15 protein-coding genes are annotated in these 14,560 nt (G+C 55.0%); 9 read left to right on the forward strand and 6 right to left on the reverse strand.

Features of this window, described 5'->3' with window-relative positions; all coding sequences use genetic code 11:
- Window positions 1-125 precede the first annotated feature (125 nt).
- A complete protein-coding gene (locus tag J2X72_RS13630) occupies window positions 126-968 on the reverse strand; it encodes an FkbM family methyltransferase (protein WP_310072705.1) in 843 nt (280 codons plus the stop codon).
- A gap of 337 nt (window positions 969-1,305) precedes the next feature.
- Here J2X72_RS13630 and J2X72_RS13635 point away from each other — a divergent pair, with 337 nt between their 5' ends.
- Window positions 1,306-1,644 carry a hypothetical protein gene (locus tag J2X72_RS13635; RefSeq protein ID WP_210002175.1) on the forward strand — a complete coding sequence of 113 codons (339 nt, stop codon included), beginning with the start codon at window positions 1,306-1,308 and terminating at the stop codon, window positions 1,642-1,644.
- A gap of 62 nt (window positions 1,645-1,706) precedes the next feature.
- Here the strand turns inward: J2X72_RS13635 and J2X72_RS13640 are convergent, their stop codons facing one another.
- The 3 genes from J2X72_RS13640 to J2X72_RS13650 form a co-directional block, all read right to left on the reverse strand.
- The gene (locus tag J2X72_RS13640) at window positions 1,707-2,093 is read right to left on the reverse strand and encodes a DUF305 domain-containing protein (protein ID WP_310072707.1); all 387 of its coding nucleotides are present in this window, start codon (window positions 2,091-2,093) and stop codon (window positions 1,707-1,709) included.
- A gap of 81 nt (window positions 2,094-2,174) precedes the next feature.
- A complete protein-coding gene (locus tag J2X72_RS13645; RefSeq protein WP_310072709.1) occupies window positions 2,175-2,528 on the reverse strand; it encodes a hypothetical protein in 354 nt (117 codons plus the stop codon).
- A 47-nt stretch (window positions 2,529-2,575) separates the two neighbouring features.
- Complete coding sequence (locus tag J2X72_RS13650; RefSeq protein ID WP_310072710.1) at window positions 2,576-3,748, reverse strand: cystathionine beta-lyase; 1,173 nt, start codon at window positions 3,746-3,748, stop codon at window positions 2,576-2,578.
- Between the two features lie 98 nt (window positions 3,749-3,846).
- On the opposite strand from J2X72_RS13650, the gene J2X72_RS13655 reads away from it, so the two are divergent.
- From J2X72_RS13655 to J2X72_RS13685, 7 genes are all read left to right on the forward strand, one after another.
- On the forward strand, window positions 3,847-4,641 hold the full coding sequence (locus J2X72_RS13655; protein WP_210002183.1) for a phosphatase PAP2 family protein: 795 nt from the start codon (window positions 3,847-3,849) through the stop codon (window positions 4,639-4,641).
- A 507-nt stretch (window positions 4,642-5,148) separates the two neighbouring features.
- Window positions 5,149-6,177 (forward strand): amino acid ABC transporter substrate-binding protein, encoded by a 1,029-nt coding sequence (locus J2X72_RS13660; protein WP_210002185.1) that lies wholly within the window; start codon window positions 5,149-5,151, stop codon window positions 6,175-6,177.
- A 143-nt stretch (window positions 6,178-6,320) separates the two neighbouring features.
- Window positions 6,321-7,517 carry an amino acid ABC transporter permease gene (locus tag J2X72_RS13665; RefSeq protein ID WP_310072714.1) on the forward strand — a complete coding sequence of 399 codons (1,197 nt, stop codon included), beginning with the start codon at window positions 6,321-6,323 and terminating at the stop codon, window positions 7,515-7,517.
- 2 nt (window positions 7,518-7,519) lie between these two features.
- Window positions 7,520-8,677 (forward strand): amino acid ABC transporter permease, encoded by a 1,158-nt coding sequence (locus J2X72_RS13670; RefSeq protein WP_210002189.1) that lies wholly within the window; start codon window positions 7,520-7,522, stop codon window positions 8,675-8,677.
- 13 nt (window positions 8,678-8,690) lie between these two features.
- Window positions 8,691-9,494, forward strand: coding sequence for an amino acid ABC transporter ATP-binding protein (locus J2X72_RS13675; protein ID WP_210002190.1), 804 nt, complete (start codon window positions 8,691-8,693; stop codon window positions 9,492-9,494).
- Between the two features lie 108 nt (window positions 9,495-9,602).
- The gene (locus J2X72_RS13680; protein WP_310072717.1) at window positions 9,603-9,890 is read left to right on the forward strand and encodes a hypothetical protein; all 288 of its coding nucleotides are present in this window, start codon (window positions 9,603-9,605) and stop codon (window positions 9,888-9,890) included.
- On the forward strand, window positions 9,890-10,051 hold the full coding sequence (locus J2X72_RS13685; protein WP_310072718.1) for a hypothetical protein: 162 nt from the start codon (window positions 9,890-9,892) through the stop codon (window positions 10,049-10,051). Before J2X72_RS13680 ends, J2X72_RS13685 begins: the two co-directional genes overlap by 1 nt.
- Window positions 10,052-10,054: 3 nt before the next feature.
- Here the strand turns inward: J2X72_RS13685 and J2X72_RS13690 are convergent, their stop codons facing one another.
- Both J2X72_RS13690 and J2X72_RS13695 read right to left on the reverse strand, forming a co-directional pair.
- On the reverse strand, window positions 10,055-11,332 hold the full coding sequence (locus tag J2X72_RS13690) for an FAD-dependent monooxygenase (protein ID WP_310072720.1): 1,278 nt from the start codon (window positions 11,330-11,332) through the stop codon (window positions 10,055-10,057).
- Window positions 11,329-11,574, reverse strand: coding sequence for a zinc-finger domain-containing protein (locus J2X72_RS13695; protein ID WP_210002196.1), 246 nt, complete (start codon window positions 11,572-11,574; stop codon window positions 11,329-11,331). The genes J2X72_RS13690 and J2X72_RS13695 overlap by 4 nt, the downstream gene beginning before the upstream one ends.
- Window positions 11,575-12,116: 542 nt before the next feature.
- On the opposite strand from J2X72_RS13695, the gene J2X72_RS13700 reads away from it, so the two are divergent.
- Window positions 12,117-14,345 (forward strand): RNA degradosome polyphosphate kinase, encoded by a 2,229-nt coding sequence (locus J2X72_RS13700; RefSeq protein ID WP_210002198.1) that lies wholly within the window; start codon window positions 12,117-12,119, stop codon window positions 14,343-14,345.
- Window positions 14,346-14,560 lie beyond the last annotated feature (215 nt).

Below are 14,560 nucleotides of genomic sequence, written 5' to 3' on the forward strand. Positions count from 1 at the left end.
AAAGCGCGGAGCGAATCTGAAAGATCGCGACGCGCTTCAGCGAACAGCGCGGACATGAATGCGGCAACGGCGCCAGTTTGGCAAGATGGATGCGAAAAAAGCAGCATTCAACTGAAGTCTAGCGGTCAGTCGATCAGCAGGACGCGCACGCTTCCCTGGTCGAGGGGGATGTCAGATACGTTGACGATTCGTGGCTCGGCGTCAGTCAACAAGACGCAGCGGCGATAATATGTAGCGAGATAGCGAACGAAGCTCGAACCATGATCGCGGTGATAGAGTTCCGGCGAAAGCACGGCATAAATTGGAATATTGCGCTCCATTAGCCCGGTCATCGACAGGCAGGCGATCGCCTCATAGCCTTCAATATCGATCCATACGAGACCGATCTGTTCCAGCGGGACATGCGCGTCCTGCAGGATCGTCTCGACCCTGCTGATCGGGAGTCGCATCTGGGTATCACTGAGGCTCTGCCGTTTCATGCCGCTGCGCTGCCTGTCGTCGCGGCCCACGTAGAAATTGGTCATTCCGTCGATGACGCCAGCTGCACATGGGAAGCAGGAAACCCTATCCCGCAGATCGTAGTCGTCTACATTGCGTTTCAAGGCTGCAAAGTTGACCGCCTCCGGTTCGACGGCGAGGATGCGCGCAAATGCGCCGCATGTTGCCATCTCGATGGTCTGCACTCCGGATCCGGCGCCGAGTTCCAGCAATGTCGCATTAGCGCGAAATGTGCCCGTTGTGCTCAAGATATGACAAACTTTCGCGACTTCGCTTCCGGGGAGTTCGCCAAAGCCGATACACCCGGCCTGGGCGCTGCTTGGCTCACCCCATGCGCCTGTTTTCAAAGAAGGAAAACACCCGGCAAGCGGCTGGATGCAGGCGGTCAAATAACCACCGAGACGTCGTATGAAATTGCCCGAAAAATCTGGCCGCGGCTCAAATGCCGCCGTGCGTTGAAAATAGGTCATTGAAAAAGTCCAGTTCAAAACAATGATCGATAAAAGCAGAATGTATTTCTCAATAACGTTGCGGGCCTTTCCAGTCAAACCTGGACAACTCAATAATTAGAGTTATATGGAAAATTTTCCTCGAAAAATACAGTATATTCAACGGCATGGTCAATCATGCGCAGTTCTTGGTTGAATGAAAGAGCTTAAAACTGTAGCGAAAACTCGATTTAATCAAGAATGACTAGTAAAATGGTATGGTATGGCAGATTAGGCTTGCGATAGGTGCCAACTCACCCTTATGATTCCACTTCCGGGAGCCCCCGGCAGTTGCAACACAAAGAGTGAGGAGACAGGAATGCCTGGTTTGCTGCACCCACTTCATGAGGGCCATGCGCCCATCATATTGCACAATGCCTTTCAGGATGCGATTGACGCCTTGGAGGATTGGGAACTCGGCAGTGACGAGCCCCAGATTGACGTCAACGAGAAACGGGTCCCGATCAGTGCTGTGTTCCGGCGTCTATGGACCTGCACGGATATCCTTCCCGCGCGCACGCTTGCCGTCGTGGAGGATTTGTTGCCTTTGCGTTCAGCCGAATTCAGAATCGGATCATCGACCTATGCCGATGCCGCCCATAGTCTTTGGCAGTTGAGCATGCAGAAACGCGCTGCAACGAACGAGATACGCCAGTAAACTGGAAAATGGTTTTGTGAAAATCACCCGCCGGCGAAAACCGGCGGGTGATTCCTGTTTGTTCAGCCGCCGTTCTTGGCCAGCCAGGTTTTCATCTGTTTGATCTCGCCTTCCTGTGCTGCGATGATCGTTTCGGCCAGTTTGCGAATCTCCGGATCCTTGCCGTATTCCAGCTCCACCTTGGCCATGTCGATGGCGCCTTGATGATGCGCGATCATGCCAGACACGAAATCCTTGTCGGCATTGCCGGTAAAGGGAATTGCCATGCCCTTGTGCATTTTCGCATTGGCTTCAGCAAACGCCTTGGAGGATGCGCTTTCATCGCCTTTGGGCATCGCCATCATGTCATGCTGTTTGGTCTTGTGCTTTGTGTGATCCTGAGCCAGCACCGGTGAGGTGAAGGCGAGGGCGCAGACCAGCACTGCACTGTGAATATATATGTTTTTCATCGTTGATCTTTCCATGGGCCAGTCAAACCGGCGCAGGCTGTGGCCCGCTCACCTGCGCGTGAAAACGAAAGGATTGATCAATTATATGCGGGGAGGGCGCGGGAGCGGCGCATCGTCGAGCGCTACAAGCGGCAATTCTCCGGCTCGCGGAATGACGATTTTGGGTTGCGGAATAACCGGGACCACAAGCGCGATTGCGGGCACGCCGATACAGGCCGCACAGACCGCTGGATGCAGTTGTTTTATGTCCCCCGGACAATGATGCTTGCCGGCGCAGTCATTGCTACGATGAATATGGCCAGACGACTGCGAAGCCCCGGTCGCGACATCCTGTAAACCCAGTTCAACGGCCAGACGGGCAGGCGCCGCAAACACCGGGACCCAGCCAACGCTGAGCGCGGTCAACAATGCGAGGATTGCGGCGAGCCTTTTCATTTGCGCTTTATAACCTGCGTGCTATCCGGATTGAAATCATTTTGTGTTTATCCTTGAACTGCCCTTGCTGCGGCCAATCCGTTTTCAATGTCGGCAATAAGATCGGCCTTGTCTTCAAGCCCGATCTGCAGCCGGATGACCGGTCCTGCATAATTCCTGCCTGTAATCTCTCGGCCGCCGAGATGGACATGCAATGCGAGGCTTTCATATCCGCCCCAGGAATAACCCAAGCCGAAAATCTTCAACGCGTTGAGGAAGGCGTGTGCCTGTGCAACTCCGCCCTGGATCACAAGGGAAAACACTCCCCCCGCGCCACAAAAATCGCGTTTGAACAAGGCGTTTCCCGCATGGCTCTCAAGACCGGGATGCAGCACCTCGATGACACCGTCCTGCGCCTCGAGCCATCGGGCGATTTCCAGCGCGCTCTCCGCATGCCGTTCCATGCGCACGCCCATGGTGCGCAGTCCGCGTAGAACCTGATAGGCATCGTCACCGCTCACACAGAGCCCAAGCGCCGAATGCGCCGCATCCAGTGTCTTGAAGCATTTCTCATTGGCTGAAATGGTTCCCATCAGGATGTCTGAATGACCCGCCGGATATTTGGTCGCCGCATGGATCGAGATATCGACGCCATATTCCAGCGCCTTGAAATAGATCGGCGTCGCCCAGGTATTGTCCATCATGACGATGGCATCTGCCGCATGGGCCTTCTCAACGATCGCCGGGATGTCCTGGATTTCGAATGTGTTGGAGCCTGGCGATTCGGTGAAGACGACACGGGTGTTCGGCTTGATCAGTTTCTCGATGCCAGCGCCGATCAGGGGGTCATAGAATTCGACCTCGATACCCAATCGCTTCAACATGGTTTTGCAGAAATGGCGGGTATTGCCATAACAGCTGTCGACCATCAGGAGATGATCACCGGGGGCGAGGAAAGCCAGAAGCGGTACCGTCACTGCCGCGAGACCCGAGGGAACGAGGACAGTGCCGGCAGAGCCCTCCAGCTCATCGATCGCACGGCACAAAGCATCGGTGGTCGGTGTTCCATGCGTGGCATAGGTGTATTGCTGGCTGTGATTGGCCATGGTTTGCGCGTCCGGAAACAGCACTGTAGAGGCATGGACAACAGGTGGATTGACGAAGCCGTGATAGTCGCGTGGATCATAGCCACCATGGGCAAGCCTCGTATTGATTCCGAATGGTTTCGGTTGCTTATCCATGAGATCGTCTCCACATCTTGTATGCTTTATGAGATGTCGATAATGCCACGGAGTGCTTGTTGCAACAGGAGAGCAGGCTGATTGACTGGAAAGACAAGATGACGAAGCCACGCAATCAGGAACAAACGCAATCCGCCTTGAGCCGGGTCGGTCAGTCCGTTGTCCGCTTTCTGCGCCGCATCAATTCGCCCGCCTATCCGGGTTCGCCGCCCGCATGGACGAACGGCATGCTCATGGCTGTCGTTCTCATCTTCTTCCTCATTCTGTTGATTCACCCCTATGACGCGCTCCTGTCGCGCACGCTGTCGACCTATGAGCCCCTCAATGGTGTGCGGCATCTGACGGATATCGGCCTGTCGCAATGGTATCTCATTCCGGCCTTCGTCATCGGTGTGTGCCTGATCGGCATCGACTGGCGGAATATTGCCCGAGACCGGCGGATGCGCTTTGGCCTCGTCTATGCACAGGCAACGTTCGCGTTCTGGGCTATCGCCTTATCTGGGATCCTGACCAATATTGCGAAGTTCCTTATTGGCCGGGCGCGCCCCAAATTCATCGATACGCTGGGTGCCAACAGTTTTTCACCGTTCGAAGCCGGGTACAATTTTGCGAGTTTTCCGTCTGGTCATTCAACCACGATGGGCGCGGTTGGCGGTGTACTGGCTCTATGGTTCCCGCGATGGCGGACGCCGATCATCCTGGCAACTATGTTCATCGCCTTGACCCGGGTCTTTGCCCGCGCCCACTATCCGACAGATGTCGTGGCCGGTTATACGCTCGGCTTTTTGTTCACGATTGTGCTGGCCCGATTCTTGGCTGGACGCCGTACCGCCTTCGTCTTCGGGAAAAGCCATTTCTGGCCTTCTATGCGGTTCGGCGAGCGTTTTTGGTAACAAAACGCAGGTCTGAACAACAAATGAACCAAAAATCTCGTCGTAGCAGTCGAAAGTCTAGAGCAAATTTTGTCTATTCAGAGCCGTTCTGCCGGAGGGAATTGGGTTCAAGGTCAAGGGATTTGGCGAGGCCGATGTTTATCCATCGAACGAAGCCGAAGCCCGAAGGAATTGGGCCAAATTCACCCGGCCCCTTGGGTTTTCGGCTGGCGGCCAACCACTTTGTCAGGCGGCGTCATCCGATGGATAAACACCGGCCTCGCCACCTTCCGCGTGGATTGCCTCCCCATCCGAGAAACAGAACTGGCTTTGAATAAACAGAACTTGCTCTGACATTGCTATAATATTGGGCAAAGATTACCGCTTGACCAAAGCGTCAGAATGGCCTTCGATAGCCGTGTGAATGGGAGACATATTGGGCCCTTTTTTGGGGCGTGGGGAGCGATCCGCCAGTATGATTTTTCCTCTGTGGGAACTATGGGCATCAACTTAAAGGGTCAAATCGTTATGAAAAATCTTGTTTTGAAGGGCGCACTGGCAGCCTCGGCGCTCGTCCTTCTGGCGAACGCAGCTTCGGCTGCCACACTGGATGACGTCAAGAAGAAGGGCTTCCTTCAATGCGGCGTCAACACCGGTCTTCCAGGCTTCGCTTCACCGAATGACAAAGGCGAATGGTCGGGTTTTGACGTTGACTATTGCCGCGCTGTTGCTGCTGCCGTTTTTGGTGATCCGACAAAAGTAAAATATACGCCATTGTCCGCGAAAGACCGCCTCCCTGCATTGCAGTCGGGCGAAATCGACGTTCTCATTCGCAACACAACCTGGACTCTCAGCCGTGACGAACAGGGCTTTGATTTCACTGGCGTCAACTATTATGACGGTCAAGGCTTTATGATCAACTCGAAGAAGTTGTCGGGGATCAATTCCGCCTTGCAGCTTTCTGGTGCTTCGGTCTGCGTTCAATCGGGCACAACCACCGAGCTGAACCTTGCCGACTATTTCAAGGCGAACAAGATGGAATATAATCCCGTCGTGTTCGAAAAGGTTGAAGAGGTCAATGCTGCGTACGATTCAGGACGTTGCGACGCCTATACGACCGACCAGTCCGGTCTTTATGCGTATCGCCTCGCGCTGACAGCGCCGGATGATCACATCGTTTTGCCTGAGATCATTTCAAAGGAACCGCTCGGACCTGTCGTACGCCAGGGTGATGCGCAATGGGCCGACATTATCCGCTGGACTCATTATGCCTTGTTGACTGCGGAAGAACTTGGCATCACCAAAGCCAACGTCGAGGAATTGGCCAAGGGTGACAGCCCTGAGGTCAAGCGTGTGCTTGGCCAGGAAGCCGGGACGAAGCTTGGGACTGATCTTGGTTTGACCAATGATTGGGTCGTCAACATCGTCAAGGCCGTGGGCAATTACGGCGAAATTTTCGACAAGAACCTCGGTTCCGGAAGCCCGCTCAAGATTGCACGCGGTATCAATGCCCAGTGGAGCAAGGGGGGCCTGCAATACGCGATGCCGATCCGCTGATTACTGAAGCAATTCCAGCAAAAATGGGAACTGGAATTGCGGCAAACAAAGTGATCTTTTGAAAATCAGGTGGGGAGGCCCGGCCTCCTCACCTACCATAATAAAAAACAATAAGAACAAGCATATACAGAAATGAGGGGCCAATGGCATCACAGGATATTACGCCTGTCGGCAAAGACAGCGCCAAGGTATCACTTTTAAACGATCCGAAATTCCGCGGTTATATTTTTCAGGCGGTGGCTGTCCTTGTGATCGCCGGCCTCGTGTACTGGATGGTCAACAATACGATCGCCAATCTCCAGCGTGCTAACCTTGCATCGGGCTTCGGGTTTCTGGACGGTCGTTCCGGTTTCGATATCAGCAGTAGTCCGTACCTGGCTTATTCGAGTGATTCGACTTATCTGCAAGCCCTGTGGGTCGGTATTCTCAATACGCTGACAGTTGCTTTCACCGGCATCATCACCGCCACGATCATCGGTTTCATCATCGGTGTCGGCCGGCTTTCTCACAACTGGCTGATACGCAAGATTTGCACGGTTTACGTCGAGGTTTTCCGCAACATTCCGCCACTGCTCGTTATTTTCTTCTGGTATTCCGGCGTTTTGTCGGTGCTCCCGCAGGCCCGTCAAAGCATCAGCCTGCCATTCAACACGTTCCTGAACAATCGTGGCTTTTTCTTCCCTGCAGCTGTCTTCGGTGAGGGCGCGTGGCTTGCAGGAGTTGGCCTCCTGGTTGGCATTGCGGGCACATTCTTCGTCCGGCGCTGGGCCTACAAGCGGCAGATGGCGACCGGACAGCAGTTTCCCGTCGGCTGGACCTCGCTTGGATTGATTATAGGATTGCCAGTCCTGGCGCTCGCCATCAAGGGTTTCCCGCTGTCGTTCGACTATCCGGTTCTAGGCGCTTTCAATTTGAAGGGTGGATCTCAGGTCGGTCCGGAGTTCATGTCGCTCTATCTGGCCTTGTCTTTCTATACCGCTGCCTTCATTGCCGAAATCGTTCGCGCCGGTATTCGTGGTGTCGGCAAGGGCCAGAGCGAAGCCGCTCATGCTCTCGGATTGCGCGCAGGCCCGACGACGCGGCTCGTAGTCGTGCCGCAGGCAATGCGCATCATCATCCCGCCTCTGACGAGCCAATATCTCAATCTGACCAAGAACTCGTCCCTTGCCGTTGCGATCGGCTATCCGGATCTGGTTGCAGTGGGCGGAACGATCCTCAATCAGACAAATCGTTCTATTGAAGTCGTTACCATCTGGCTGGTGGTCTATCTTAGCATCAGTGTTCTGACATCGCTGTTCATGAACTGGTTCAACGCCAAAATGGCACTGGTGGAGCGCTGATCATGGTCGATAGTAATCTAAGCTTTGTCCGTACCGAAATGCTTCAGGGGCAGACACCGCCGCTGGCCGAACGTGGCGTGGTCAAATGGGTGCGCACCAATCTCTTCGCCACGCCCATCGATTCGGTACTTACGATTCTCGCGCTTCTGCTCATAGCGTGGTTCCTCCCTCCGGTTATCAGATGGGCGTTCATCGAGGCGTCGTGGGTCGGGCCTGACCGGTCGGTCTGTTCGACGGTCGCGCAGGGCGGTATCCAGCCGGATGGCTGGTCTGGCGCCTGCTGGGCCTATGTGAACGCCAATTTCAACCAGTTCATGTATGGCCGCTATCCGATTGAGGAACATTGGCGCGTCAATCTCGTGGGCATTATGTTTGTGCTGCTTCTTGTTCCGCTGCTCATTCCCAAAGTGCCCTACAAGGCGGTGAACGCCGTCACGTTTTTCTTCATTTTCCCGATCGTGGCGTTCTTCCTGCTCGTTGGGGGCTGGCTTGGCCTTCCCTATGTCGAGACGCCATTGTGGGGCGGCTTGCTGGTCACGCTGGTGATATCCTTCGTCGGTATTTGCGTCTCCCTGCCGCTTGGCATCATCCTGGCGTTGGGGAGACGGTCGAAACTGCCTGTCATCAAGATGCTGTGCGTCATCTTCATCGAGACGATCCGCGGCGTCCCGCTGATAACGGTTCTCTTCATGGCGAGCTATATGCTGCCGCTGTTCCTCCCGCCCGGCGTGACATTCGACAAGTTGTTGCGTGCCCTGATCGGTGTGGCGTTGTTCGCATCGGCCTATATGGCCGAGGTCGTACGCGGCGGTCTGCAGGCGATCCCCAAGGGCCAATACGAAGGTGCCGATTCGCTCGGCCTTGGCTACTGGCAGAAAACGAGGCTGATCATCCTGCCGCAAGCGCTGAAGCTGGTGATACCCAGTATCGTCAACACCTTCATTGGCCTGTTCAAGGATACGAGCCTTGTTTCCGTCATCAGTATGTTCGATCTGCTCGGAATCGTGAAACAGCACTTCTCCGATGCCAATTGGGCATCTCCGCAAACACCTATTTCCGGCCTAGTCTTCGCCGGGTTCGTCTTCTGGATTTTCTGTTTCGGTATGTCGCGTTATTCCCTGTTCATGGAGAACCGGCTCGATACAGGACACAAACGCTAAGGAGCATATGCTTATGACCACAGAAAACATCATCGATCCGGAAGAAATCCATGTCGACCGCTCGCTCCTTCACGTTTCAAAGACGGACGTAGCTGTTGAAATTATCAACATGAACAAGTGGTATGGCGACTTTCACGTTCTGAAAGACATCAACCTCAAGGTGATGCGGGGTGAGCGCATTGTCATTGCGGGTCCTTCCGGTTCGGGCAAGTCCACCATGATCCGCTGTATCAACCGCCTGGAAGAGCATCAAAGCGGTAAAATCCTTGTCGACGGTATCGAGCTCACCAGTGATTTGAAAAAGATCGATGAGGTGCGCCGCGAAGTCGGCATGGTGTTCCAGCACTTCAATCTCTTCCCGCATCTGACGATCCTCGAAAACTGCACGCTCGCGCCGATCTGGGTGCGGAAGATGCCGAAGAAAAAGGCCGACGAAGTGGCAATGCACTTCCTGGAACGCGTCAAGATTCCCGAACAGGCCAATAAATATCCGGGCCAGCTCTCCGGGGGCCAGCAGCAGCGCGTGGCAATCGCCCGGTCGCTCTGCATGAATCCGCGGATCATGCTGTTCGATGAACCGACTTCGGCACTCGATCCGGAGATGATCAAGGAAGTGCTGGATACGATGGTCCAGTTGGCCGAAGAAGGCATGACGATGATTTGCGTCACGCACGAGATGGGCTTTGCCCGTCAGGTCGCAAACCGTGTGATCTTTATGGATCAGGGTCAGATCGTCGAACAGAATGAACCCGCAGCATTCTTCGACAACCCGCAGCACGAGCGCACGAAACTGTTCCTCAGCCAGATCCTGCACTAGCAGCCCTGGAGCGAAATTTCCGATTTATTGCGGCGGCCAAACCGGCCGCCGTCATTTTATGATTTTTAATTTCAGATTTTTGACAAAGCCATTTTCATCAGGATTTGCATGACCGAAGATCTTCAGCAGCCCAACTCCGCGCAACAGCAAGCGGTAGCAACAGAAAAGATTCGTAGCAATGAAGTTCAAAAATATATAGCCGCCGCTATCGACAGGTTATCCACTGCTGTCGCCGTCGTCGGGTTCCTAGGTCCTGTTGTCAGCTTTGCAAATTCGGAAATTGAACACAGACCATCGTTTTATGTTGTGCAATCGATCGTCATGTTCAGCAGTGCGTCGCTCTCGTATGGCCTTCATCTATATGGTAGATTGCAACTGAAAAGAGGACTGCAATAATGTGGTTTGATGCATTTTTCATAGTATTTTGGCTGACGTTTATCAGCGGTGGCGCGATCTTGGTTGCCAGACACGAGTTCAATCAGGACCGGAGAGAAACCAAGGATCGCATCGCCGAAATCACCCGCGGGTTGAAACGCCGCGGCACGCCGGCCGAATAACGTTCAAACCTGTTCTTTTCGTTCTTCCGCATCAAATCCGTACAGCCAGTCAAATCCCTTGATGAACTTTTCCACCGGACGGTTGCGCAAAAGGATATTACGCGCAACGGCCACCGGTCCCTTTGCGTGATAGGCCAGGTGGTTGAGCGCTCCGCGCCTGACAACTGCGCTGATACGCTTCGTCCGGGCTCTGCTGAACCGGGCGAGGGCAGAGGGCCACGCGGCGCGATCTGCACTTAAAGCATCAGCCAATGCGCACGCATCTTCGATGGCCATCGCTGCACCCTGTGCCGCATAGGGTGTCATGGCATGCGCAGCGTCGCCAATCAGCACCACACGTTCCTCGGTCAGGAACCGGCATTTCTTCATTTCAAATAGCCGCCATGGCGTCCAGGGACGACCCGCGCGCATGACGTCGCGTAGGCCCACATGCCAACTCGCGAACTCCCGGATGAAATTCTGGCTCGGGCTCCCCGGATCGACGGGAACGGGCCATCGGTTGCCAGCCTGATGGTCGGGCGCGACCGCTACGAAATTGATCATCTGGCCTGAACGGATAGGATAGGCGATCAGATGCGCGTTGGAGCCGGTCCAGGCGACGACGTTGATCCCTGGTGGCAACAGGGTCTTGAACGATTCCGGCAATTGGTCGACCCCTAGCGACGATCGCCATGCGACCATGCCGGTATAACGTGCACGGTCCGCGTCGGAGACGGCGGTACGCAGGTTCGACCACACGCCGTCTGCGCCGACCAGCAGCGCGCCGCGGTGTTCTTCGATGCGGTCATGATATTGCACGCGGACGAGCATGCCCTGGCTGTCTGCCTTGCGCTGCGTCACGGTCGACTGCAACTGTATGGCGATGTTGGGCTGGCTGCGGGCAAGAGTGAGCAAAGTGTTCTGCAAATCGGCGCGGTGACAAACGATATAGGGCGCTCCCCAGCGTTCCGTCGCCTGTTCGCCAATTGGCAACCGCAGCAATTCGCCCCCGCTTGTTCCATCCTGCAGGCAGACCGCTTGCGGTTCAACAGATGCGTATTGCAGCTGTTCCATCGCGCCGAGCCGAGCGAGAAGCCGAGTCGCATTCGGGGAAAGCTGCAATCCGGCACCGATTTCAGCGAGCGCCGCGCTTTTCTCGAATATCTGGACATGAAAGCCCTTGGCGCTCAACGCGAGGGCAAGAGTGAGGCCAGCAATCCCTGCACCGGCAATGATGATCTGATCAGGATTTGGAATTCGCCTGTTTCGTTCTGTTTTCAGATCAATGAGTGCTGCTTTCAAGCGGCCTTATCCACATAGGTGCAACCCTCGGGAACGGTCACATCAGCGGCAAGTGAGGGGTCAAATCGATAAAGCGTCGAGCAATAGGGACAGACCTTCTCATTGTCGTCGCCGAGATCGAGGAAAACATGCGGGTGGTCGAAAGGAGAATTGGCGCCGACGCACATGAATTCCTTCACTCCGATGGCGATGCTTGCATGTCCTGCGCTGTTCTGGAAATGAGGGATGCTGTGTCCAGCCATTATTCGCTCCTGAAATCTTCGCCAAGCGCGCACAGCGCCCATTCGATTTGTCTTAAAACAAAAGGCGCGCAAAGGAAACGCGTTCTATGTCGCAGTATTGCTTCTGCATTCGCCAAACAGTGCGAATCCCCGGAGGCATCCCGCCGGCAGGTCCATCATCCTCTCAAGACGAGCCGCGCAATGGCTATTTCAAAGTAAAATTCACCCGGCACAACGATTCCATTTGGATGTTTTTCGCTCTAGAGTGCAATTCAGCGATATGATGACGATTTCAAGACGCTTGCTATCAAACTGTCAAAAGACTTGTCTACGGTGAGCGCCTGAGCGTCCGTCTTGAAAGGCGCTGCGGCGACATATGGCGTGGTTTTCGGGGTCGCTTTCGCGACGAGTGCAACGTACGTAAGATGCGTGAGCACTGAAAGTGTAGAAAATCGCGCCGGATGACCGCCGCAGTAAAGTTTCAAGTCGGACACTGAGACCATTTCCAAAGGGCGCCGAAGGGTCTTCCATTTTTAACGGGACGTTTTTGTCGGAGAGTACCAATGAACGAACAATCATCCGCGATTCCGAAAGCCTTGGAACAAGCGGATTCGAATGCGATTCCACAGGCCCTGGAGAATGTGGATCTGGCGAATTTGCACACCAGCGTCGATCGCTTCGTTAATCGTGAGTTCTCCTGGCTGCAGTTCAATCGCCGCGTTCTAGAAGAAGCCGAGAACACGCACCAGCCGTTGCTCGAACGTTTGCGTTTCCTCTCCATCTCTGCAGCCAATCTCGATGAATTCTTCATGGTGCGTATCGCCGGACTGGCAGGACAGGTACGCGCTGGCGTTTCAGACCGCAGCGACGATGGGCGCACACCCCAGGAACAGCTGGAATTCGTCCTCGATGAGGTCGTGAAGCTGCAGATTGCCCAGCAGCACCGGTTTGATGATTTGCGCGCGGAAATGCTCAAGGAAAACATCGAGATCGTTCGTCCTGACAGGTTGACCGCCAATGAGCAGTCCTGGCTGGAAGACCATTTCCTTGAAACGATCTATCCCGTTCTGACGCCGCTTGCCATTGATCCGGCGCATCCTTTTCCATTCATTCCCAATCTTGGTTTCTCGATCGCCATGCTCCTCAACCGGAGCACCGACAATCGTCCAATGACAGCGTTGCTGCGTCTGCCTCAAGCGTTAAGGCGCTTCATCCAAATTCCCGACGACAAGGGTCGTTTCCGCTTCCTCACGCTGGAGGATGCGATCAGCCTGTTCACCGGGCGGCTTTTCCCGGGGTACGAGGTTAAAGGTGCCGGTACTTTCCGCATCATCCGCGACAGTGATATAGAGGTCGAGGAGGAGGCAGAGGATTTGGTGCGCCTGTTCGAAACGGCACTCAAGCGGCGCCGTCGCGGTCAGGTTATTCGCATCGAATTCGACGATGAAATGCCGGAATCACTGCGCAGTTTCGTTGCCACCGAGCTCGGTGTTCCCGACAATCGCATCAGCGTTCTCGATGGACTGCTTGCGCTCAACATGATTTCGGAAATCGTCAGCATCCCGCGTGCCGATCTGAAGTTCGTGCCCTATAATCCACGTTTCCCCGAGCGCGTTCGCGAGCACGGCGGCGATTGTTTTGCAGCTATCCGCGAAAAAGATATCGTCGTTCACCATCCTTACGAATCCTTCGACGTGGTCGTCCAGTTCCTGCGCCAGGCTGCCGCCGATCCGGATGTCGTAGCGATCAAGCAGACCCTCTATCGCACGTCGAACGACAGCCCGATCGTGCGTGCCCTGATTGATGCCGCCGATGCCGGCAAGTCGGTAACGGCGCTTATCGAACTCAAGGCCCGCTTCGACGAGGAAGCCAATATCCGCTGGGCCCGCGATCTCGAACGTGCCGGTGTACAGGTCGTCTTTGGGTTTATCGAATGGAAGACCCACGCTAAGATGTCTCTCATCGTGCGCCGTGAAGAGGCGAAGTTGCGCAGTTACGTGCATCTGGGGACGGGAAACTATCATCCGATCACCGCGAAGATCTATACCGACTTGTCATTCTTCACCTGCGAGCCTTCTATCGGTCGCGATGTGGCGCAGATATTCAACTTCATCACGGGCTATACGCCGCCCTCCGGCGAGATGGGCATTGCCGTTTCGCCGATCACACTTCGCCCGCGCATCATGCAGCACATTGCCGAGGAAATCGCTCATGCCAAGGCCGGGCGGCCGGCTTCGATCTGGATGAAGATGAACTCCCTGGTCGACGCCGAGATTATCGACGCCCTCTATGACGCGGGCCGGCAAGGGGTAGAGATCGATCTCGTCGTGCGAGGCATTTGTTGTCTTCGACCGCAGCTCCCGGGCCTTTCTGACAATATCCGCGCGAAATCCATCGTTGGGCGTTTTCTCGAACACAGCCGCATCTTCTGCTTTGGCAACGGTGAAGCGATGCCGTCAGAAAAGGCACGGGTTTATTTGGGCTCTGCCGACATGATGACCCGCAATCTCGATCGCCGCGTCGAGACGCTGGTGCCGATCACCAATCCAACAGTGCATCAACAGGTTCTTTCACAGATTATGTTGGCGAACCTTCTCGACAATCAGCAGAGTTACGAGTTACTAGCAGACGGAACGTCGCGTCGGATCACACCTGCTGACGGGGAAGAAGCTTTTAACGCACAGGAATATTTCATGACAAATCCCAGCCTTTCAGGCCGTGGCAAGTCGCTGAAGTCTTCAGCACCGCGATTGATTGCGCATCGCAAGCGGTCAAAGAGAAATAAGGCTTAGAGCCTCGGACGATAAATATGACGCATTCTGCCGGAGGGAATTTGGCTCAAGGTCGAGGGATTTGGCGAGGGCGATGCCTTTGCATCGGACGAAGCCGAAGCCCCAAGGAATTGGGCCAAATTCACCCGGCCCTTCGGGTTTCCGGCTGGCGGACACCCACTTTGTCAGGCGGCATCGTCCGATGGGTAAACATCGGCCTCGCCACCTTCCGCGTG

Source organism: Phyllobacterium sp. 1468 (assembly GCF_031455525.1).
In the GTDB taxonomy this organism is placed as follows: domain Bacteria; phylum Pseudomonadota; class Alphaproteobacteria; order Rhizobiales; family Rhizobiaceae; genus Phyllobacterium.